Here is a 21,232-nt window from a genome sequence, read left to right on the forward strand (position 1 = left end):
TTTTATTGACTAATATACTGTTTTACAGCATTCTATTTTTAGTGTAAATTTTAGTATTTTTACATAATAGCAAACCCTATTACAATGAGCTTAAAAAATATCGAAACTAATCCTATCTTAGAGCGCTTACCTAAGCACTTAACGCAATTTATAAAACCTCAAAACTATGAGGATTACAGTGCTATTGATCAAGCCGTTTGGCGCTATGCTATGCGAAAAAATGTAGATTACTTAAGCCAAGTTGCTCATCATTCTTATTTAGACGGTTTAAAACAAACAGGAATTAGTATTGATGCTATTCCAAACATGTACGGTATGAATCGTATTTTAAAAGAAATTGGTTGGGCTGCAGTTGCAGTAGATGGATTTATTCCTCCTAATGCGTTTATGGAATTTCAAGCTTATAATGTTTTAGTTATTGCTAGTGATATTAGACAATTAGAACATATTGAATATACGCCTGCTCCAGATATTATTCATGAAGGCGCAGGACATGCTCCAATTATTGCAAATCCAGAATATGCAGAATATTTAAGACGTTTTGGTGAAATTGGTTGCAAAGCAATTAGTAGCGCAAAAGATTACGAGTTATATGATGCTGTAAGACATCTTTCTATAATAAAAGAAGCGCCAAATACGCCACAAGACGAGATTGATAAAGCCGAAAAAAAAGTTGAAGATTTACAACAAAATATGGGTAAACCAAGCGAAATGGCTTTAATAAGAAATTTACATTGGTGGACTGTAGAATACGGTTTAATTGGCACACTTGAACAGCCTAAAATTTACGGAGCTGGATTATTATCTTCTATCGGGGAAAGTGCTTGGTGCATGACCGATAAAGTAAAAAAACTACCGTACTCTATAGAAGCTACTTTTCAGGATTTTGATATTACAAAACCACAACCACAACTATTTGTCACACCAGACTTTGCACACTTAAGTTTAGTTTTAGAAGAGTTTGCAAACACTATGGCATTACGTACTGGCGGCGCAAGCGCAGTAAATAAATTAATAGAAAGTAACGCGCTAGGTACAATAGAATTAAGTACAGGTTTACAAATTTCGGGAGTATTTACTAATGTTATAGAAACTAACGGAAAAGTACATTACATCCAAACCACTGGTAAAACTGCATTAGCAAACCGTGATAAAGAATTAGTAGGTCATAGTACTTTAGAACATCCAGAAGGTTTTGGGTCTCCAATAGGAAAATTAAAAGGTATTAATCTTGCTATTGAAGATATGTCACCGAGAGATTTGCGTGCATATGATATTTATGAAGGTGAAACTGTAACACTTGAATTTGAAGGTAATATTACCGTAACTGGCGAAATTATTACCGGAACAAGAAACCTTCAAGGAAAAATTATATTAATAAGCTTTAAAAACTGTACCGTAAAACATAACGATACAGTTTTATTTAAACCAGAATGGGGACAGTATGATATGGCTGTAGGAAAAGAGGTTATATCTGGATATTCTGGACCTGCAGATTTACATAGTTTTGATCTGATTTCTCATAAAATTAGTAGCAATACCATTCATGAGGAGAAATCACCAGAGAAGCTTGAACTTATTTCACTTTACCAACAAGTAAGAGATTACAGAGAAGGTACTAATAAAACCATTTCTAGAACTAAAGTTTTAGAACAGTTACAGGATAAATTCCCTAACGATTGGCTTTTATCTGTCGAGTTGTACGAATTAGCTTTTAAAGGCAATGAAAAAGAGTTATGTACTTCTATTTTAAACCATCTAGAAACTATTAAACAAAACCGACCTAAAATTGGTCATTTAATAGATGACGGCATTAAAATTGTAAATGAAGAAGCTGTTTTAAGTTAAACTATTTATAACTAGCTAGCTTTTCTTTTGTAAAACTACTTAGCACTAATTTACCGCTAATTTTGGCGCGTTCTTTTAGTAACGTGTCCCAATTTTCGGTGTTTTGCCAAAGTACGTTTTTAAGTTCTGATAATGCTTCTGGATTATAACTAGCTAATTTATTTGCGAGTTCGTTTACTGCTTGGTCTAATTCTTCAATGGTTTCAAAAACATTTGCATAAAGTCCTTTGTCTTTTGCGTATTCTGCCGAGTAAAAATTTTCGGCATCAATAGTCATTTGCGAAAATGCGGTTGCTCCTATTTTCTTAGACACTGCTGGCTCGATTACAAATGGTCCAATACCAATACTTATTTCGCTTAATTTAATAGCTGCATATTTGGTTGCTAAACAATAATCTGTTGCACTAGCCAAACCAACACCGCCACCAACAGCTTTACCTTGTACACGACCAATAATAATTTTACCACAAGTACGCATGGCATTGATAACATTAGCAAAACCAGAGAAAAATAAATCTCCTGCTTCTAAATTATCTATCGCAATTAACTCTTTAAAGCTTGCTCCTGCACAAAATGTACGGTCGCCACCACTTTTTAAAACAATTACTTTTACTTCATCATCGTTACCTGCATTGGAGATTACTTGCGCTAATTCTTTTAAAATAGGACTTGGCATTGCATTATGTTCTGGAGTAAAAAACTCGATAAATGCTATATTATTTTTGGTAGTTTGCTTAACGTAAGACTGAGCCATAAATGATTTTTTAATTTGTGTAGTTACAAATTTAAGAGTTTAAATTATATCTTTAAGCAGAAGTAACAATTGTTACTAAGAACTATGCTATGTTTTGTATTTTTACATCAATTAAAACAGCAATTAGATTATGGGAATTTTAAGCTTTCTTTTTGGTAATAAAAATGAAAAAATTAAAGACTTTCAAAATAGAGGTGCAATAATTTTAGATGTTAGGTCTAAAGCCGAATATGATTCTGGAGCTATACCTGGCTCTAAACATATACCATTACCAAGCATACAAAGTAAAGTTGCCGATATTAAAAAATGGAACAAACCTGTAATTACATGTTGTGCTAGTGGTATGCGATCTGGTAGTGCTGCTGCTATTTTACGACAAAATGGTGTTGAGACTATAAATGGTGGCGGTTGGCTTAACCTTGCTAAAAAGTTAGACTTATAATTTTAAATCTTCTACTTTATCTATTACTTTTTGGTTGTATTGCAATGTCCAACCTAAACTATTGGTTAAAATATAGAATTTAGATAGCTCACTAACTAATCTATTCTCTGCATTTGATTTTAAATTAGATGCATTTATCTTTTTAGTTATTTGCTGTTTTACTTTTTTGTTGATAGCATTATAGTCTTCGGCTTTAAAAGGATTTAAAAAGTCTGCTTGTACATCATAATATTCTAACTCAGGGAAAATTTTTATTTCTTGTTCTGGTATTTTTGTAATGGTTAGTGTTTTATTTTCTTCGTCTAAATTAAATTCAATTTCACTTAAATCGTAAGCAACCGTCACTTCTGCATTAACAACAACTAGTGCTTTTTTTTCAACCTCTATTAAATCTCCAAATACTGCTTTGCTATTTTTATAGCTAAAAACTTCGCTAAAGTTACCTTCGGTAACAACTAGCTTACTAACGTTTTTTATTTGCTTTTCTATTAATGCAGAATGTTCTTGAATAAGAATTTCTTCTTTATTAGAACATTTATTTATGATAAATATAACCATTAAAGTTATGCATATTCCTACTACTATTTTTCTCATAATTTAAAGGTAAATAAAAAAGCACCAATGTTTACTATAAACAAATGATGCTTTTTTTATATATAGATTAATAGCCTTGCAAAAATAAATTTATATTGTTGAGGCTAAATGATTTAAATGTTACTAAATTGATAATAAAAAAACACCAGATTTAATAAACTTATAATAAATTTATTAATCTGGTGCTTATAGTGAAATATGATTAATAGCTTTATAAAATTAGAACTATCTTTGAGTTTGTATCTTTTTTTTCGACCAAAAGAACATATCTTAGTTTAAGATACTATTTGTAGATTTTATCTTACAAAACAAACTAAAAAAACTTCTAAATCAAATTGTTACGCCTTGCTTTTTGTACGGCTTCTAGTTTTGAGTGCACTTGTAGCTTTGAGTAAATATTTTCTATATGTTTTCTTACTGTAGAAGGTGATAAAAATAAATTATCTGCTATAACTTTATAGCTTAATCCTTTTGACAATTGCTCTAAAACCTCAACTTCTCTGTTGGTTAAATTAATATCTTCTTTTGATACATCTTTAAAATCTACTGGATTACGGAGTAATTTTAATGTTTTTAACGCTATAGAAGGATTCATTGCTGCGCCACCATTTAAGGTATCTACTATACCATTAAATAACTCGTGTGGATTAACATCTTTTAATAAATACCCATCTGCTCCTGCTTTTATGGCGTTAAAAATATTCTCGTCATTATCAAAAACTGTTAGCATTATAATTTTAATTTGAGGATACTTTTGTTTTACTGCTAATGTTGTTTCGATACCGTTTAAGACAGGCATTTCTATATCCATTAAAAGCGCATCTAAATTATGATCTTTATCAAGTTTTTCTAATAAATCTGCACCATTATTGGCTGTATATTTTACCTGAATTTCTTCGAAAAAAGAAAGCTTCTCTTTTATAGAAGAAATTAAAAAACTGTTATCGTCTATAATGGCTATTTTCATTAGTACTTTTTTTAATTAATTTGAAATTTCCTTTAGTAAATCAACCTGTTCTTTAATAATATTTAGTTTGAAATTTAACAACTTATAGTTATAATCTTTATCAAAAATAAGTTTAGTGTTTTTCTCATTTTCAAAGTTTAAGTTAGTATTCAAACTATTTATAATATAATTATGACGCTGTTTTTCTTTTTTTATAAATTGAAAATGCCAGATTAAAATAAATACTAAAGTTAACGTAAATAAAATTATTAGTGTTTTCATTTTTCATCTGTTTAATTATTCAATTAAATCAACATTACAATAGTCTTTATCCTGATATGTTACATTTACAAGTTGTTGTGTTACTATTGATATATTTAAATCTGTAACATCAACCATAAAATCTGAAATAGAAAAACCTGATACATCTGTAAAATTATAGGGAATTAAATCTATGTTATAATTAAAAAAATTTAAGTCTGCTATTGAAATTTTAGTGCAAATTTGGTTTTGATTATAATTAAAAACACCAATATATTCTGATTGTGTTATTAGACTACCTTGTGACTGAAATTGTAAAAAATCACCTGTGCTTTGACTAAACACACTACCTTGATGATATTTATTTGAAAGCAATTGACCTTCTTCATTAATAGAATAAGTTATTAATCCTCTTAAATAGTATTTATTAAGACCAAACTCTTCTATTGAAATACCACCAGGACTAAAATTTGTACCACCTTGAGTATTATCTATTGAAAATTGATGATTCCAATGGTCAATCAAATTTCCGTTTAAATCAAAAACCATATAACCTCCAAGTCCAGTCGCGTTATATTGAAAAGTATTATAAGGCCAAATTATTTTATCTGTACTTGTAATAATTGGCACAGAAGAAGTTAATAAAGCATCTGGTCTAGTATCTGATGCTTTTTTCATGAAAATATTATTTCCTTGCCAATCAAATTTTGCTATAACAGCATCACTACCTAATCTTCCAAATGCATAAAATCCATCTGCAACAGCTACATTTCTTAACCAATGATAAGTTGTATTATTTTCTATTGCCTTAATTAATAGTCCTGTTGTGGCATCAATAATAAACATCCATTGCATGTTACACACAACTAGCTTATTATTTTTTATATTACTTATTGAGTTGTAATAGTACGAATCGTAATATGGCAAAGAGTAAAAATCGTACTTTTTTTGCCAAACAACATTTAAACTATCGTTTAACCTAATTGCAAAAACACGACCAGAATTAACATTAGAGCTACTAAAAACAGTACCGCTAATTAATAAATCTCCTGACTGATCTAAATAATAATGATGAACATCTATATCTCCATTAATTTGAATTGTATTTAGTTGATTAGTTTGAAAATTTAAAAATGAAACTGTTACAAAATTTTCTCCTAAGTTTTGCTTAGCAATGAAAATTCCGTTTTCATTTTTAGCTTTAAAACCGTCTAATCTATTAATATAGGCTTGACCATCAAATAGCAACTGGTTAGCATTAGAATTTACAGACGAGTTATTATTCTCTACTTCATCATCATAAGATTTTGAACATGAAAAACACATCAAAATTATTAAAAGCAAAAACAGAGTAGCAGGCTTTTTCATTTATAAAGTTTATTAATTTCTATAATATCAAAGCTACTATTACAGTGGTGATTTTAAAATAAGGCAATTGCCCTATTTAATAAAAATTACATTTTAAATTTAAAGGTTATTTGTGTTCCTTGACTGGAAGATTTCATTTCAAAATCTGCATCAATTTCATTTGCTCTTTTCTTCATAGATGACAGACCATTACCAGCCTCTATAGTTGATTGATCAAACCCAATACCATTGTCTATAATCGAAATTTTCAAATCGTTATTTACTATCTCAAAATTAACTACAATTTTAGTTGCTTTTGCGTGTTTTACCGCATTATTTATTGCTTCTTGAATGATGCGATATACGTCTATTCCTTGAAGTGAATTAAGCTTAACATTATCTGTATCCTTAGGATAATTAAACTCAAAATCAATACCTAATAAAGAGGTTTTTGCTGCTTCTATAAAATTGGTGGTTCTTGTTTTAAGGTCTTCAAAAGTAATTTCTTCTTTATTCATTGCCCAAATCGTATCGCGTAAATCGGTAATTGTACTTCGGGTAAAGTTGCCTATAGAATCAAACTTATTGTAAAGTTTTTCTTTGGTGAAATCAAAATATTTCAAATTGTCTAAAGACGAAATTATAAAGGTTAACTGAGAACCGATATTATCGTGTAAATCTTTAGAAATAGCTAATCGTTGTTCTTGTAAATTATTTTGATTTTCAATTTTTATTAAAGCCTCTTTTAGTTCGTTTTCTTTAATTATTTGCTTGTTTTTTAAGCGTTGTTGTTTATAAACTAAATAACCTATTAATCCTAAAAAGAAAGCTAAACCAAATGCGTAATAAGTTAAGGTGGTTTTTCTCTTTATTTTTGCTTCTTTAATTAATATATCAGATTTTGCTTCTGCTAGTTGTTTTTCTTTTTTTTCGGTTTCAAATTGTATTTGGAGTTCTTCTATCTTATTCTGCGTTGCTACATTGTCTGTACTATCCTTTAAAGCTTGAAATCTTTCATTAAAGTCTAAAGCATCTTTGTATTTGTTTAGTTTTTTATAGCATGTAGCAATATTTTGATAACAGTATTTTTCTAAATGTTTGTACTTGTATTTATTAGCTAATTCTGCACAGATTTTATAATTCTCTATTGCTTTTTCATAGTTTTCTTCTTGCTGAAAAATTTCTGCTATATGCACGTAGTTTACAGTTATTCCATAATTATCTGCAATTTTATTTCGTATAACCGAAGAGCTATCTACATAAGTTTTTGCTAAGTCATAGTTTTGTTTTTCGGCAAACGTATTAGCTATATTTGCATAGCTATAACCAAGCCCTATACTATCTTTTAACTGCTTCTTTATAGCTAAAGATTTATATTGATAGTATAAAGCGCTGTCAAGTTTTTTGTCCATACTTAGCAATACGCCATAATTGTCATATACTGGATTTAAACCTTCTAAATCATTTTCAATTTCTAGTAGTTTTATTCCTTTTTGCATGTAATACAACCCTTTATCTAAGTCTCTAGTTTTTAAGTTGTAGCCTAAACCACCGTAAGCTATACCTGCTTTTGTATTATTTTTTTGATGTTCAAAAATTCTTATTGCTTGCAAAGTGTACTCTAACCCTTGATCAAATTTATTTTGATACGATTTAAGTTGACCGTATTTAAACATAATTTCGCCTAAAGCAATACTATCGTTTATGGTTTTAGAAAGTTCTATCCCTTTATTAAATAATTGTTCTGACTTTTCTAACTCTGCGACAAAACTTCCGTAGGGAATTTCAATAATAGTATTTAAAGCTTGTTTTGGCTTTTGGGTTTTAATTTGGTTGCTTATACTATCTAGATATGTGTTTTGATCTTGAGCGAAGAGATTAAATCCTATAAAAAAGAAAATGAAATAATAGCGATTCATTTATGTTGGTTTTAGTCTTATAAAGTAAAGTGATAAATATTAGATTTCAAAAAAAGCTAAAAAAATAAACACCAACTTATAAGTAAAACTTATTTTAAATGTTGGTGTTTACAGATTGATTAATAGCGCGTTTTTAGTATTTACATACTATAATTTATATGCATAGATGGTGCTTTTATTGGCTTTATAAAATAGCACACCTGCTACTTCGTCTACTTGATATTCTGGTTTTTTGTCTTTAAGAATAATTTCTTTATCTACATTACCATTATCTTTATTTACTTTAACTAAACCAACGCCATCATCTAATTTAGTTAAAATGAATTGAGAATTTTCTGTAGCTGCAGTTGCTTTAAAACGTTTTGACATGATTTTAAAAGACTCGTCTGCTATAGAGGCAAACATATCTGCAGCTCTTTTGTTTTCTTTTCCATAATCATTGTAGTTATCTAGATTATTAGCACTACCGTAACGTGTTTTATTTAAACCTGCTTGATAAGAATGCGCCATAGTTAGTGCTGTAGATGCTACAGCTACTACGCCAGATAAGGCTTTCATAAAACCGCTTTTTGATGGTGATTTATAGTATTTATGATACACTTCGTTACCATCTTTATCTAAAACCATCATATTTTGAGATGAGGCTAGGTAAATGTTTCCGTTTCTCATTTCCATTTGGTTAGCGTTTTCTTTTTCGTCAAACTTTACTTTTGCAAAATTTTGTGTATCTCCAGAATTTGCATCAATACTAAAAATAGTACCATCTGCTGCAATTAAATATCTATTATTATCGGCATCAAAAGTTGACGCTACAGAAGCTGAATTTTTATATTTTAATGGCTTATCCCAAACTTGCTCACCTGATTTTAGGTTAACAATATTTGCATCTTCGCTAGTTATATAAATTAATCCTTGAGGTGAATTTGCCATAACCATTATATTTTCTCCTGTTTTTAATGGTTTTTTAAATAACGTTTCTCCTTCAAAAGAAATCTTATTTATTCCTCCTTGCTGGATTCCGAATAAAATCCCATCATCCTGAACATAAAAGTGCTGCACATAACCTTTAGTTTTTGGTGCTTTTTCCCAAAGATCTTCTCCTGTACTAGCGCTTAAAAAAGCGATTTCAGATTCGTTTTTTTGAGAGAATACACTTTTATCTCCGCCATCGCTTTTGTTACTAACAACAGCTATACCTTGTGGTAATATTTCAAAATTAGATACGATTCCTTTTACTTTTCTATCGTCTTGCCATAGCTCTTTTCCATCTGCTCCAATTTTATGTATTCTTGTGTTTTTTCCGTTTGTTGTGGTTTCAAAACCATAAATTTCTTTTTCAGATTTATCAGACACCATCCAAGCTACTCTTTTAATCTTGTTTGTCCATAAATCTTCACCTGTATGAGATTTAGCAATTAAACCTTGAGCTGTTGGAATGATTAAAAAATCTTTTAATAATAATGGTAATCCTGTTACACTAAAATCTTTAGCTACGCCTACTCTACCTGGTTTATCTAAAAAGAAACTGTAATCTAATTGTTGTGTGCTTAAATCGTAAACTGCAACTTTAGGTGTCATTTTTTCAGCTTTTGTGCCTGTTTTTTGGATACCACTAACTACTAATTTATTGTCTGGTAAAAAGATATTACATGTGTAAACTTGATTCCAATTATCATTATCTGAGTTAAAAATCACTTTTCCTGTTATGTAATTAATAACTGCTCTTTTAGTTTTTGTAATACCTGCTAATTTAGAGCCTGCACCTTGTGATACTATGATATATGGTGAATCTTCTACAAAAATAGTTTCTTCTGGAGTTAACTTACCAAAATTATTAAATGTAAATGTAGGTGTGCTAGTTTCTGGGTTTATTCCTACTAAACCATCATTTGTAGCGACTACTAAAATGCCACCAACAGTTAATGTCATTTCGTTAATTGTTGCGCCTAAATCGTAAGAATTGTTAGGTTGCTCTGCTTTTTGTGCCAATGATAATTGAACACAAAAAATAATTAAAAGTAGATTAATAGCTTTCATAACTTCTTTAATTAAAACACAGTCTTATTTACATCTTTTTGTAAAGCCAACGTTACTCCGCTTTGAAATAACTTTACAGCACTTACAAAGGTTTTGTCAGAAAACCCATTATCTATCCAAAAGTAATAGTAGAATGATACCGTATGAGCAGACTCGTTATAATAACATTTAATCATTATCACTTCTTTGTTTACGGTATTAAACACCTCTAAAATTTCGTCTTTTTTAGCGCCTTTTTTTACAGTATAAACACTATTAATACTTATATATCTTTGTTTAGGATCGATATCTAAGTACATTGTTTGGCTATCTTTTATTTTTATAAACGTGTCTTTAACGTCCAACACATCCATGTAGGCATTCTCAAAAATAGTTTCTAAGTATTTAGGTGTTACATTATCTGGAGATGATAATTGTCCTTGAGCAAAGGATTGCGTTGCTATACACATTAAAAAAAGCAACATTAGTTGTTTTAAAGTTTTCATTTTGTTTCGATTTTAAATTATGATTCAAAATTGAAATAAAACAACAAAAATGTAAATACGTCATTTGGCGTATTTTACTAAAAATCAATAAAAGGGAAAGATTTTTTAAGTGTTTCTTTACGTTTTTTTAACTGAAGTAAAAACTGCTGATGCGCTTCTGAAGAGGCGTTAAAAGGTTTGTGAGACAACCCTTTTTGGATAGCTTCGACGTCTTCCATAGTTGATTTTGCACTAGAAGAAACCCAAGTATTTAAAAACTTATCCCAAATATAATCTACTGCTAATGGACTTGGATGTAACATATCTTGATTATAAAACCTATAATCTCTTAACTCGTCCATCATAATCTCGTAAGAAGGAAAATAGTTTAAGTTATGTTTTTGGGACTGATGATTTTTACTTAAAAACTCATGAATAGCAGTAATTAAGTGCGATTTACTTCTTGTATTTTCTATAAAACCATCTTTAATATGCCTAACAGGAGATACTGTAAAAATAAATTGAGTTTTAGGATTAACTAGACTAATTAATGAGACTAAGCTTTGTAGGCTTTTTTCTATTTGAACAGGTGATAGTAATTCTTTTTTGAAGTTTTTCTGCGGGATTTTATGACAATTTGCCACAACTTGTTGAGTTTCTAGAAAACGATATACCCAAGCAGTTCCTAATGTAATAATTATGTGTGAAGCTGATTTAAGTTTAAGTTTAGCATCAACTATCGTATCATTTAATGTAGAAAGAAGTTCTTCTTTAGAATGATTACTAAAAATTGAATGTGCATTTAAACAATGAAACTGTTCGTTATTAAATACTACATCTTTATCAGTAAATATCTGATCGGTTAATGCTTTTTTTATTAAAGTTTCAATCGCTAAAGGATGAAACAAAATACCTAAAGGATTAACAGTATACTGAAACTTATAATAGTTAAATTTTTCGGCAATGTTTTCTGCAAAACAAGACCCTAACAATACCACTTTAGAGTTATAATCTATTTGGTTATTAGGTATAACCTGAAGTGGTATGTTGGTTTGTAAGTTCATATATCTATAAAAGCAGATTATGCCAAATAAGCTTCTACAGCAGATAAAGCAGCATTAATACCATCAGGGTTTTTACCACCTGCAGTAGCAAAAAATGGTTGTCCGCCACCGCCACCTTGGATGTGCTTACCTAACTCTCTAACAATGGTTCCAGCGTTTAAACCTTTACTTTCTACTAGGTTTTTAGAGATATAACAAGATAAGATTGCTTTACCGTTATTTTCTGCTCCAAATAATAAAAACAGGTTATCAAATTGGCTACCTAATTCAAAACATAAATCTTTAATTCCGGATGCATCTAAATCTAATTTTTTAGCCAAGAAATTAACGCCATTAATTTCTTTAATTTCAGATTTTAACTGTCCTTTTATATTTTGAGCTTTATCTTTTAACAGCTGCTCTATTTGTTTTTTTAAGGCTGTATTTTCTTCTTGTAAATTTTGAAGTGCTTTAACTGGTTCTTTAGCATTATTAAGCAAATCTTTCATTTCAAAAAACGCACGATTATTATCATGAAAATAGCTTTTTACAGCATCGTTTGTTATAGCTTCTATACGTCTTATTCCTGCTGCAACAGCACTTTCTGATACGATTTTAAAATGCCAAATATCTGCTGTATTATTTACGTGTGTTCCACCACATAATTCTATAGACTGTCCAAATCTTATAGTACGCACTGCATCTCCATATTTTTCACCAAATAATGCCATAGCGCCTTCTTCTAACGCTTTTTCCATTGGTACATTACGTTGTTCTTGCAACGGTAATTTACTTTCTATTCTTGCGTTTACAAAGTTTTCTACGTCACGTAATTCTTCCACAGTCATTTTAGAAAAATGAGAAAAGTCAAAACGTAAGTATTTACTATGCACTGCACTTCCTTTTTGCTCTACATGATCACCTAAAATTTCGCGTAGTGCTTGATGTAATAAGTGTGTTGCTGTATGATTACACTCGGTTCTGTAACGTTGTTTAGCGTCTACAGTTGCCTTAAACTTCTCTGTAATATTAGCGGGTAAATTTTTAGTTAAATGTATCGCTACATTATTCTCCTTTTTTGTGTCTAAAATGTAAACCACATCGCCATGCTGATCTTCTAAATACCCTTTATCACCAACTTGTCCTCCACCTTCTGCATAAAATGGCGTTAAGTTAAATACCAATTGGTACATCTCTCCATCTTTTTTAGAGGTGACTTTACGATATTTAGTGATTTTTACGTTAGTTTCTAAAGTATCATAACCAACAAATTCTTGTTCTTCGTCTTCAATTAAAATGGTCCAATCGTCAGATTTTAATTCTGATGCTTTTCTTCCTCTAGATTGTTGTTCTTCAAGACGTTTTTTATAGTCTTCTTTATTGTAAGTGAATCCCTTTTCACGTAAAATTAAATCGGTTAAATCTTCAGGAAAACCATAAGTATCTTTAAGCTCAAATACTTTAGAACCTGAAATTTCTTTTCCTTTAGCAGTTTCAACAATACGATCTAGAATTGTTAAACCTTGCTCTAACGTACGTAAAAACGAAGTTTCTTCTTCTTTAATTACGTTTTCTATTAATTGTTTTTGAGCTTTTAGTTCCGGGAATGCTTGTCCCATTTTTTCAACTAAAACATTAACTAATCGGTAAATAAAAGGTTCGTTTTTATCTAAAAAAGTAAAGCCATAACGTACTGCACGACGTAAAATGCGTCTAATAACATAACCTGCACCATTATTACTTGGTAATTGCCCATCTGCAATAGAAAATGCTACAGCACGAACGTGATCAGAAATAACACGAATGGCAACATCTACCTTATCTTCTTTACCATAATCTTTATGCGTTATGGTTTCAATTTCTCTAATTAACGGTGTAAATACATCTGTATCGTAATTTGAGGTTTTGTTTTGTAATACCATACATAAACGCTCAAATCCCATACCTGTATCGATATGTTTGTTTGGTAATTCTTCTAGGCTTCCATCTGCTTTACGATTGTATTGCATAAAGACAAGATTCCAGATTTCTACCACTTGCGGATGATCTTCGTTAACTAAAGACTTACCGTCTACTTTTGCTTTTTCTTCAGCAGAACGAATATCTACATGAATTTCGCTACAAGGTCCGCAAGGTCCTTGATCGCCCATTTCCCAAAAGTTATCATTTTTATTTCCTTTTAAAATTCGGTCTTCGCTTATATATTCTTTCCAAATATCATAAGCTTCGGTATCCATACCTAAGTTATCTGCATCATCGCTACCTTCAAAAACAGTAACGTAAAGTATGTCTTTATCTATTTTATAAACTTCGGTTAATAATTCCCAAGCCCAAGCAATTGCTTCTTTTTTAAAGTAATCGCCAAACGACCAGTTACCTAACATTTCAAACAAAGTATGATGATAGGTATCGTAACCAACCTCTTCTAAATCATTATGTTTACCAGATACTCTTAAACATTTTTGAGAATCTGAAATACGATTATTTTTTGGCTGTGCATTACCTAAAAAATATTCTTTAAAAGGTGCCATACCCGAGTTAACAAACATTAAGGTTGGATCATCTTTTAAAACCATTGGTGCAGAAGGCACAATGCTATGCTTTTTGTTTTTAAAAAAATCTAAAAAAGTAGAACGAATGTCTTGAGAATTCATATTTATATTTTAATACTTGCCTTTTTTAAAGCGTTTTACACTAAAATAAAAGACTTTAGTTTTATTTACTTAAATTTAAACTGAAATATTTTTGTAAGTTTGCTCGTTACTGTTTTGATTAAAGCCCAACTTAAATCATATTTTTAACAGCAAAAATAGTATAAATTAAGGAATGAGTAAGGTAAAATATTATTATGATTCTGAAACGCTTTCATATAAAAAAATAGAGCGTAAAAAAAGACGTACATTTAAGTTCATCTTATTGTTTCTTTTAGCTAGTGTTTTATTTAGCTTTTTACTTGTTTTTATAGCCGGTCATTACATAGAATCGCCTAAAGAAAAGGCTTTAAAACGCGAGTTGGCAAACTTAGAATTTCAATACGAATTGTTGAATAAAAAAATGAGTCAAGCCGAAACTGTTTTAGCCAACATCGAAGAGCGAGACAATACCATTTACAGATTATATTTTGAGGCCAATCCAATACCAGAAGAACAACGCAAAGCTGGTTTTGGTGGTGTAAACCGTTACAAAAAACTTGAAGGTTTTGATAATTCTGAATTAATTATAAATAGCAACAAACGTATTGATAAACTTTTAAAACGTATTGTAGTGCAATCTAAATCTTTAGATGAAATTGCTGTTTTAGCTGAAGAAAAAGAAAAACTATTAACATCTATACCGGCAATACAACCAGTTAACAATAAAGATTTAACCAGAATGGCTTCTGGTTACGGTATGCGTTCTGACCCATTTACTAAACAACGTAAAATGCATTGGGGAATGGATTTTACTGCACCAAGAGGCACACCTGTTTATGCTTCTGGAGATGGTGTTGTGGTAAGAGCAGACAGCAATAGTTCTGGTTACGGAAAACATATTAGAATAGACCATGGTTATGGTTATGTTAGCTTATACGCACATCTTTACAAGTATAATGTACAAAAAAACCAAAAAGTAAAACGCGGAGATTTAATTGGTTTTGTAGGTAGTACTGGTCGTAGTGAAGCACCTCATTTACATTACGAAATCTTTAAAGATGACCAACGTATTAACCCAATAAACTTCTACTACGGTAGTTTAACTCCTGAAGAGTTTAGCAAATTATTAGAACGTGCATCTTTAGAAAACCAATCTTTAGACTAATGATAGTTGATTTACCTGAAAAAAGATATTATTCTATTGGTGAAGTCGCCAAAGCATTTGATGTAAACACGTCTTTAATACGCTTTTGGGAAAAAGAATTTGAAGTTTTAAAACCCAAAAAAAACGCTAAAGGCAATCGAAAATTCACACCAGAAGACGTTAAAAATTTACAGCTTATTTATCATTTGGTAAAAGAACGCGGGTTTACTTTGGAAGGAGCAAAAATCCATTTAAAAGAAGAAAAGAAAAAAACACTAGATAATTTTGAAATAATCGCTAAATTAGAAAGTGTAAAAAACCAACTTATAAAACTAAAAGAACAACTTTAAAACCAACATATCATGAAAAAATGGCTTGTACCAATTATCTTAATTGCACTAGCAGTTATTTTTGGAGTAAGAGTATACAACTCGACAATAGGATTAGAAGAAAATGTAGAAGAAGCATGGGCTAAGGTAGAAAGCTCTTACCAAAGACGTAGCGACCTAATTGGCAACCTTGTAAAAACAGTGCAAGGCGCAGCAGATTTTGAAAAAAGTACATTAGAGTCTGTAATTAATGCCAGAGCAAAAGCAACATCTATAAATATAGACCCAACAAATATTACTCCAGAACAGTTACAACAATTCAATCAAGCACAAAGCGGTTTAAGCAGTGCTTTATCTAGATTATTAGTAACTGTAGAACGTTATCCAGACTTAAAGGCTAATCAAAATTTTTTAGAACTACAAAGTCAATTAGAAGGTACCGAAAATAGAATTAATGTAGCAAGAGATAGATTTAATGAAACGGTAAAACCTTATAATAAACATATAAGAACTTTCCCTAACAATCTACTTGCTGGTTTGTTTGGTTTTGAGAAGAAAGCTTATTTTGAAGCAGAAGAAGGAAGTGAAAAAGCTCCTGATGTAGAATTTGATTTTAAATAAAACATGATACCTCTAGACGTAGAATCTTTTTTAACAGCCAACGAAGAACAAGACATTGTTGATGCTATTAAGTTAGCAGAAAAAAACACGTCTGGAGAAATACGAGTTCATATAGAAAACACTTGTAATGCACATCTTGAAGAACGTGCTTTAGAAGTGTTTTCTGTTTTAAAAATGCACAACACCAAAAACCGAAATGGTGTCTTAATTTATGTTGCTGTAGACGATCATAAATTTAGCATTTACGGTGATCAAGGTATTAACAAAGTAGTACCTAATAACTTTTGGGACGAGACAAAAGATATTATTCAAAATCATTTTAGAAACAGTAACTTTAAACAAGGTCTTGTTGATGGCATTATACACGCTGGAGAGCAATTAAAAGCGCATTTTCCTATTGAAGATGACGACACAAATGAGTTAACCAATACGATTTCTAAAGGATGAAAATAAGTAAACAGTTTATAAAAAACAGTGTATTTATTTTAGCACTATTATCGTTTAGTTTTGGATTTGCTCAGTTTGAAATTCCTGAAAAACCAGACTTTCAAACTAGTGTTTATGATTACGTAAACTTATTATCTGCATCAGAAAAAAACACACTAGAAAACAAACTAGTTAAATACTCTGATAGTACTTCTACACAAATTGTTGTTGCTGTAATTGCATCTACAAAAGGCGAGTATATTAATTATTTAGCAACAGAATGGGCGCATAAATGGGGAATTGGTCAAGCTAAAGAAGATAATGGTATATTTATTTTATTAGCCAGAGATGACCGCAAAATAATGATTGCAACGGGTTACGGCGTAGAGCATTTATTAACCGATGCAATGTCACGCAGAATTATTGAGCGAGACATAATCCCTTACTTTAAACGTAATGATTATTATGGCGGTTTAAATCGAGGTGCAGATGCTATTTTTGAAGTCTTAAAAGGCGAATATCAAGGTACAAGAAAAAGTTCTGGTGGTGGTTTTCCTGTTGGTGTCATTTTCTTTTTGATTATCATCTTTATAATTATTCTTATTTCTATATCAAAACACAAACGCAATGGTGGTAATGGCGATCATTTTGGTGGTGGCGGAAATAGCACACGCGACATCTTAGAAGCCATTATTTTAAGCAATTCTGGTCGTGGTGGCTACAGACGTAGCTCTGGTGGATTTGGAGGATCTTCTGGTGGCGGATTTGGTTCTGGTGGCTTTGGCGGCGGTTTTGGTGGCGGCGGTTTTGGCGGCGGTGGCGCTTCTGGTGGTTGGTAGTACGGTTTACAGTCGCGATCGTATTTTTAGTTTCATTAGCAGACAACAAATTCAATTTCAACTAGTTCTAAATTTCAATATAAATTCTTTAGATGAAATATTTCACTTTTGTATTAGCCTTCGTTTTTTGTATTTCTTGTAAAACAAAACCTAAGCAAACCTTAAAACATAATCAAGCAGTTGTTCAAGATTATGCTAATGTATTTTCTACAGTAGAAGAGGATTCGCTTACTAATTTCATTTTAAATTATGAAAAATTAACTACTAATGAAATTTGTGTAATGACCATAGATTCTTTACCTGCAAACACAAAAGCACTTAGACATGCGACAAATATTGCTCAAAACTTAGGTATAGGAAAAGCAGATAAAAACAATGGTCTATTACTTTTAATTGCTAAAAGTGATAAACAAGTTGCTTTTGCTACGGGTTATGGTACAGAATTGGTTTTAACCGATAGTGTTTGTTATCATTTAATTGAATCTACACTAATACCGAATTTTAAAAATAAGCTGTATTATAATGGTGTGAGGCAGGTTTTAGATTCGATTAAGACTAAATGGTATTAATTAGATAAACTAAATAGTTTATTTAAAAATCATATTTCTTGACTTTCATTTTTAATTAAAATAACAAAGAATGAAGATGAATCTTCTCTTAAAGAGATTTCTCGTCGCTCATTCTTCGCTCTGTCGAAATGACATTTATTAACGCTAAATAAATGACATTAATCTATAAAATACATACTGCTATCTCCACTTTCTCCTTTTGGACCTATGCTGTTAAACTTCCAACTAAAGTTAAGCATAAAATATTGCCTTAAAACGGTACTTTGCGTGTCTTCTATATAATCTAAAGTTGCAGTACGTCTTGCGTTGGTGTTTTGGTTTAATAAATCGTAAACTTTTAAGGTTAGCAATCCTTTGTCTTTTAGCACTGAATAAGACACACTTGCATTCCAGAACCAAGCATCTTTTTGAAATCCTTCGGCAACATTTGGATTGTAATTATATGCTATATCGTTTCGCCATTCAAAACCTTTAGGCAAGAAAAATGCAGTATTTAAATCTAAATTATGAGATGTAAAATTTCTGTCTTCAAATGCATCAATATCGTATTTATTATTTGTTAACGATATACGGTAACGTGGTCTAAATTCAAACACATTATTATGGATGTAATCAAACCCTAAGTTTGGATTAAAGCCCAATCTTTTACTAGAATATTGTACATCGTTATTATAGTTTATGTTTTCAGAAAAATTTCCCCACATACCTACTCTAGCTCTAAAACTTCTTAAAGAATCTATTTTGAATTTCTTTCTGAAACTACCACCAAAATATCCGTTTTTGTTACCATTTACATTATCGTAAGTTGTTATTCTTGTTAAAGTTTCTGGATCAATGGTTGTTCTTGATACTACAGCATCATTAGTTATTGTAAAATTAGAATAGAAAAAGAAACCTGTTTTTTCTTGCCAATTAAACGAGTTAAAGTTAGCGTAAACACTATGAGAGTTTGTAGGACTTAAGTTTGGGTTACCTATTACTGTGTTTAAAGGATTAGAAACATCTTCAAAAGCTTGAAGTTGTCTTAGTGCTGGCGGTCTATTACTTAAGTTATAACTAACATATACTGTAGAGTTTTTACTAAAGCTATATCTAAAGCTAGAGTTAAGCTCTACAGCTTTAAAGTCTCTTTCTACATTAAACTGCGGTCTTAAACCATCGTTATTTTTTAAGGTTCTTGCTACATAATCTGCACCAAATCTTGCAAACCATTTTTCTTTTCTAATACTTAACTCTATACCTGGTGAGTTTCTTGTATCTGTATACTCAAAGTCTGTACTTAATGCTAGATTAAAATCATCATAAGCATTTGTAGCGTTATTAAAATCGAATGTACTCTGCTTATTTTCATCTTTATTATTTTGATATTGATAACCAAACTTCACAAAGATTTCTTTTGCTTTTATTGGTAATCTATACTCTAAGTCTGCTCTTAAATTTGTACTATTATTATCGCCATCTGTAAATTGATCCCTAACAATAGTTTCTGGGTTTGTTCCAAAAACTTCAGCAACTGAGTTTATGTAGTCATCACTTTCGTTATTGTTTATACTATTATCTAAATTTAATCTTAAAAACGCACCTTTGTTTCCAAACTTTTTGGTTGCACTAATTTCGTTTGTAAAATTATTTGCTTGATTTTCTACAAAGGAGTTTAATGATGATTGGTTTGTCAGTACTTGGTCTTCGTCTAAAGTTTCGTCGTTACTTACGTAATCTGTGTTAGTTTTGGTGAAAGAAAAACGAGGTCTAACGTTAATCATAAACGTAGTGTCTATTTCAATTTCAAAATCTGCATTTGCGGTATGCGAATTAGATTCGCTTACAGATCTTGATCTAGAGTTTGTAAAAAACCTAGAGTCTGACAGAATAGTTTCTCTTTGAGAGTTAGATTCATTTTCTGAGCTGCTTCCTGAGTAAAAATAATCTGCAGATGCTTCTAATGCTTTGCCATAATTATCTGCAAAATTTGCTCCTGCTAATTTTGAGGTCGTAATACCTTGTCCGCCTCCAAATTGTCTTCCGTTAATACTAAAAGAGCCATTACTGTTCCATGATGTACTACCGCCACTTCCAAACATTTTTTCTATTTCTCCAAAACTAAATCCTGGAGAGTTAATGTTGTTACCACCTACTAACGCACTAAACCTTTGGTCGTTATTAAAATGATTAAACATACCTGCAAATTCGTAGCGTTTATCTGTTCCTGCTCCTGCTGCAACACGACCAAAGACACCTTTATTGTTTTCTTCTTTTATAGTCAGATTTATGGTTTTATTTTCGGCATCACCTTCTTCTCCTGTAAAAGCTTCACTTTTAGTTTTTGTATCTACAACTTGAATTTTTTCAATAATTTCTTTAGTTAAGTTTTTTGTTGTAATTGACGGGTCATTACCAAAAAACGGCTTACCGTTTACTAGTATTTGGTTTACTTCTTTTCCGTTTACGGTAATTTTTCCTTCTTCATCTACTTCTACACCTGGTAATTGTTTTAGTAAATCTTCTACTGTTGCGTCTTTTTTGGTTTTAAAAGACTTTACATTAAACTCTAAAGTATCTTTTTTAATGGTTACTGGAGCTGATGTTTTAATTAAAACTTCTTCTAATGCGTTACTGCTAACTTTTAGTTTAATTTCACCTAACTCTATATTATTTTTGTTTATAGCTACCTTTTGTTTGTAAGATTGATAACCAACATAAGAAACTAGAAGGTTTAAATTTTGATCTGATGTTTTATCTTCTAATTGAAAACTTCCTTCTTTATCTGAAATAGTATAGGAAACAAGACTACTGTCTTTTTCTCTTTCTAAATAAACAGTTGCTGCTTCTAAAGGTGTATTATCTTCTTCGGCTACAATTTTTCCTGAAATTTTAAAGTCTTTAGATTGACTAAACGAAAGTAAACTACATAAAATAGTTACTGCAAAAAGTAATTTACGCATTTGGTTGTTTTTGATTGATAATAGCATGTCTTGTTAGGAATGCTAACTCTAAAAAAACGAAAATATACTTGTTG

The 21,232-nt window shown here is 30.7% G+C and carries 19 protein-coding genes; 8 read left to right on the forward strand and 11 right to left on the reverse strand.

The genetic code is table 11. The features are described 5' to 3' along the window. Nucleotides 1–84: 84 nt before the first annotated feature. Entirely contained in the window at nucleotides 85–1,848 is a 1,764-nt protein-coding gene (locus ACEQT4_RS11225) for an aromatic amino acid hydroxylase (protein WP_370227733.1), read from the forward strand. Between the two features lies 1 nt (nucleotide 1,849). On the opposite strand, the gene ACEQT4_RS11230 is transcribed toward ACEQT4_RS11225, so the two are convergent. Further along, the gene (locus tag ACEQT4_RS11230) at nucleotides 1,850–2,602 is read right to left on the reverse strand and encodes an enoyl-CoA hydratase/isomerase family protein (protein WP_304143834.1); all 753 of its coding nucleotides are present in this window, start codon (nucleotides 2,600–2,602) and stop codon (nucleotides 1,850–1,852) included. Nucleotides 2,603–2,732: 130 nt separating this feature from the next. Here ACEQT4_RS11230 and ACEQT4_RS11235 point away from each other — a divergent pair, with 130 nt between their 5' ends. Beyond that, a complete protein-coding gene (locus ACEQT4_RS11235; RefSeq protein ID WP_304143837.1) occupies nucleotides 2,733–3,044 on the forward strand; it encodes a rhodanese-like domain-containing protein in 312 nt (103 codons plus the stop codon). Here ACEQT4_RS11235 and ACEQT4_RS11240 read toward each other — a convergent pair. From ACEQT4_RS11240 to alaS, 9 genes are all read right to left on the reverse strand, one after another. Continuing rightward, the gene (locus ACEQT4_RS11240) at nucleotides 3,039–3,638 is read right to left on the reverse strand and encodes a DUF4230 domain-containing protein (protein WP_370227736.1); all 600 of its coding nucleotides are present in this window, start codon (nucleotides 3,636–3,638) and stop codon (nucleotides 3,039–3,041) included. The genes ACEQT4_RS11235 and ACEQT4_RS11240 overlap by 6 nt on opposite strands. 325 nt (nucleotides 3,639–3,963) lie before the next feature. Further along, nucleotides 3,964–4,605 (reverse strand): response regulator, encoded by a 642-nt coding sequence (locus ACEQT4_RS11245; RefSeq protein WP_370227738.1) that lies wholly within the window; start codon nucleotides 4,603–4,605, stop codon nucleotides 3,964–3,966. A gap of 15 nt (nucleotides 4,606–4,620) precedes the next feature. Continuing rightward, nucleotides 4,621–4,866, reverse strand: coding sequence for a hypothetical protein (locus ACEQT4_RS11250; protein WP_027880288.1), 246 nt, complete (start codon nucleotides 4,864–4,866; stop codon nucleotides 4,621–4,623). Between the two features lie 15 nt (nucleotides 4,867–4,881). Then, complete coding sequence (locus ACEQT4_RS11255) at nucleotides 4,882–6,213, reverse strand: hypothetical protein (RefSeq protein ID WP_370227740.1); 1,332 nt, start codon at nucleotides 6,211–6,213, stop codon at nucleotides 4,882–4,884. Nucleotides 6,214–6,299: 86 nt separating this feature from the next. Continuing rightward, nucleotides 6,300–8,111, reverse strand: a complete 1,812-nt coding sequence (locus ACEQT4_RS11260; RefSeq protein WP_370227742.1) for a sensor histidine kinase — start codon at nucleotides 8,109–8,111, stop codon at nucleotides 6,300–6,302. A 147-nt stretch (nucleotides 8,112–8,258) separates the two neighbouring features. Beyond that, complete coding sequence (locus tag ACEQT4_RS11265) at nucleotides 8,259–10,148, reverse strand: PQQ-binding-like beta-propeller repeat protein (RefSeq protein WP_370227744.1); 1,890 nt, start codon at nucleotides 10,146–10,148, stop codon at nucleotides 8,259–8,261. 11 nt (nucleotides 10,149–10,159) lie between these two features. Further along, nucleotides 10,160–10,633 carry a YbjN domain-containing protein gene (locus tag ACEQT4_RS11270; protein WP_223076122.1) on the reverse strand — a complete coding sequence of 158 codons (474 nt, stop codon included), beginning with the start codon at nucleotides 10,631–10,633 and terminating at the stop codon, nucleotides 10,160–10,162. A gap of 77 nt (nucleotides 10,634–10,710) precedes the next feature. Next, nucleotides 10,711–11,676 carry a GSCFA domain-containing protein gene (locus ACEQT4_RS11275; protein ID WP_370227746.1) on the reverse strand — a complete coding sequence of 322 codons (966 nt, stop codon included), beginning with the start codon at nucleotides 11,674–11,676 and terminating at the stop codon, nucleotides 10,711–10,713. Nucleotides 11,677–11,693: 17 nt separating this feature from the next. Continuing rightward, a complete protein-coding gene (alaS, locus tag ACEQT4_RS11280; RefSeq protein ID WP_370227748.1) occupies nucleotides 11,694–14,309 on the reverse strand; it encodes an alanine--tRNA ligase in 2,616 nt (871 codons plus the stop codon). A 172-nt stretch (nucleotides 14,310–14,481) separates the two neighbouring features. Here alaS and ACEQT4_RS11285 point away from each other — a divergent pair, with 172 nt between their 5' ends. The 6 genes from ACEQT4_RS11285 (at nucleotide 14,482) to ACEQT4_RS11310 (ending at nucleotide 18,216) form a co-directional block, all read left to right on the forward strand. Beyond that, complete coding sequence (locus ACEQT4_RS11285) at nucleotides 14,482–15,453, forward strand: M23 family metallopeptidase (RefSeq protein ID WP_027880294.1); 972 nt, start codon at nucleotides 14,482–14,484, stop codon at nucleotides 15,451–15,453. Further along, complete coding sequence (locus ACEQT4_RS11290) at nucleotides 15,453–15,782, forward strand: MerR family transcriptional regulator (protein WP_370227750.1); 330 nt, start codon at nucleotides 15,453–15,455, stop codon at nucleotides 15,780–15,782. Before ACEQT4_RS11285 ends, ACEQT4_RS11290 begins: the two co-directional genes overlap by 1 nt. A gap of 12 nt (nucleotides 15,783–15,794) precedes the next feature. Continuing rightward, nucleotides 15,795–16,382 (forward strand): LemA family protein, encoded by a 588-nt coding sequence (locus ACEQT4_RS11295; protein WP_106676626.1) that lies wholly within the window; start codon nucleotides 15,795–15,797, stop codon nucleotides 16,380–16,382. Nucleotides 16,383–16,385: 3 nt separating this feature from the next. Continuing rightward, a complete protein-coding gene (locus ACEQT4_RS11300) occupies nucleotides 16,386–16,829 on the forward strand; it encodes a TPM domain-containing protein (RefSeq protein WP_370227752.1) in 444 nt (147 codons plus the stop codon). Continuing rightward, nucleotides 16,826–17,647, forward strand: coding sequence for a YgcG family protein (locus ACEQT4_RS11305; RefSeq protein ID WP_370227754.1), 822 nt, complete (start codon nucleotides 16,826–16,828; stop codon nucleotides 17,645–17,647). Before ACEQT4_RS11300 ends, ACEQT4_RS11305 begins: the two co-directional genes overlap by 4 nt. Nucleotides 17,648–17,739: 92 nt before the next feature. After that, nucleotides 17,740–18,216, forward strand: coding sequence for a YgcG family protein (locus ACEQT4_RS11310; protein WP_370227756.1), 477 nt, complete (start codon nucleotides 17,740–17,742; stop codon nucleotides 18,214–18,216). 158 nt (nucleotides 18,217–18,374) lie between these two features. Here the strand turns inward: ACEQT4_RS11310 and ACEQT4_RS11315 are convergent, their stop codons facing one another. Beyond that, the gene (locus ACEQT4_RS11315; protein ID WP_370227758.1) at nucleotides 18,375–21,158 is read right to left on the reverse strand and encodes an outer membrane beta-barrel protein; all 2,784 of its coding nucleotides are present in this window, start codon (nucleotides 21,156–21,158) and stop codon (nucleotides 18,375–18,377) included. Nucleotides 21,159–21,232 lie beyond the last annotated feature (74 nt).

The organism is Mesoflavibacter sp., from assembly GCF_964226795.1.
Lineage (GTDB): Bacteria > Bacteroidota > Bacteroidia > Flavobacteriales > Flavobacteriaceae > Mesoflavibacter > Mesoflavibacter zeaxanthinifaciens.

What these genes read in the sequence shown, in the direction of transcription:
- ACEQT4_RS11260 (WP_370227742.1), bottom strand. Translation starts at nt 8,111, where the DNA reads ATGAATCGCTATTATTTCATTTTCTTTTTTATAGGATTTAATCTCTTC.
- ACEQT4_RS11285 (WP_027880294.1), top strand. Translation starts at nt 14,482, where the DNA reads ATGAGTAAGGTAAAATATTATTATGATTCTGAAACGCTTTCATATAAA.
- ACEQT4_RS11270 (WP_223076122.1), bottom strand. Translation starts at nt 10,633, where the DNA reads ATGAAAACTTTAAAACAACTAATGTTGCTTTTTTTAATGTGTATAGCA.
- alaS (WP_370227748.1), bottom strand. Translation starts at nt 14,309, where the DNA reads ATGAATTCTCAAGACATTCGTTCTACTTTTTTAGATTTTTTTAAAAAC.
- ACEQT4_RS11295 (WP_106676626.1), top strand. Translation starts at nt 15,795, where the DNA reads ATGAAAAAATGGCTTGTACCAATTATCTTAATTGCACTAGCAGTTATT.
- ACEQT4_RS11300 (WP_370227752.1), top strand. Translation starts at nt 16,386, where the DNA reads ATGATACCTCTAGACGTAGAATCTTTTTTAACAGCCAACGAAGAACAA.
- ACEQT4_RS11250 (WP_027880288.1), bottom strand. Translation starts at nt 4,866, where the DNA reads ATGAAAACACTAATAATTTTATTTACGTTAACTTTAGTATTTATTTTA.
- ACEQT4_RS11305 (WP_370227754.1), top strand. Translation starts at nt 16,826, where the DNA reads ATGAAAATAAGTAAACAGTTTATAAAAAACAGTGTATTTATTTTAGCA.
- ACEQT4_RS11315 (WP_370227758.1), bottom strand. Translation starts at nt 21,158, where the DNA reads ATGCGTAAATTACTTTTTGCAGTAACTATTTTATGTAGTTTACTTTCG.
- ACEQT4_RS11240 (WP_370227736.1), bottom strand. Translation starts at nt 3,638, where the DNA reads ATGAGAAAAATAGTAGTAGGAATATGCATAACTTTAATGGTTATATTT.
- ACEQT4_RS11245 (WP_370227738.1), bottom strand. Translation starts at nt 4,605, where the DNA reads ATGAAAATAGCCATTATAGACGATAACAGTTTTTTAATTTCTTCTATA.
- ACEQT4_RS11265 (WP_370227744.1), bottom strand. Translation starts at nt 10,148, where the DNA reads ATGAAAGCTATTAATCTACTTTTAATTATTTTTTGTGTTCAATTATCA.
- ACEQT4_RS11275 (WP_370227746.1), bottom strand. Translation starts at nt 11,676, where the DNA reads ATGAACTTACAAACCAACATACCACTTCAGGTTATACCTAATAACCAA.
- ACEQT4_RS11290 (WP_370227750.1), top strand. Translation starts at nt 15,453, where the DNA reads ATGATAGTTGATTTACCTGAAAAAAGATATTATTCTATTGGTGAAGTC.
- ACEQT4_RS11230 (WP_304143834.1), bottom strand. Translation starts at nt 2,602, where the DNA reads ATGGCTCAGTCTTACGTTAAGCAAACTACCAAAAATAATATAGCATTT.
- ACEQT4_RS11255 (WP_370227740.1), bottom strand. Translation starts at nt 6,213, where the DNA reads ATGAAAAAGCCTGCTACTCTGTTTTTGCTTTTAATAATTTTGATGTGT.
- ACEQT4_RS11235 (WP_304143837.1), top strand. Translation starts at nt 2,733, where the DNA reads ATGGGAATTTTAAGCTTTCTTTTTGGTAATAAAAATGAAAAAATTAAA.
- ACEQT4_RS11310 (WP_370227756.1), top strand. Translation starts at nt 17,740, where the DNA reads ATGAAATATTTCACTTTTGTATTAGCCTTCGTTTTTTGTATTTCTTGT.
- ACEQT4_RS11225 (WP_370227733.1), top strand. Translation starts at nt 85, where the DNA reads ATGAGCTTAAAAAATATCGAAACTAATCCTATCTTAGAGCGCTTACCT.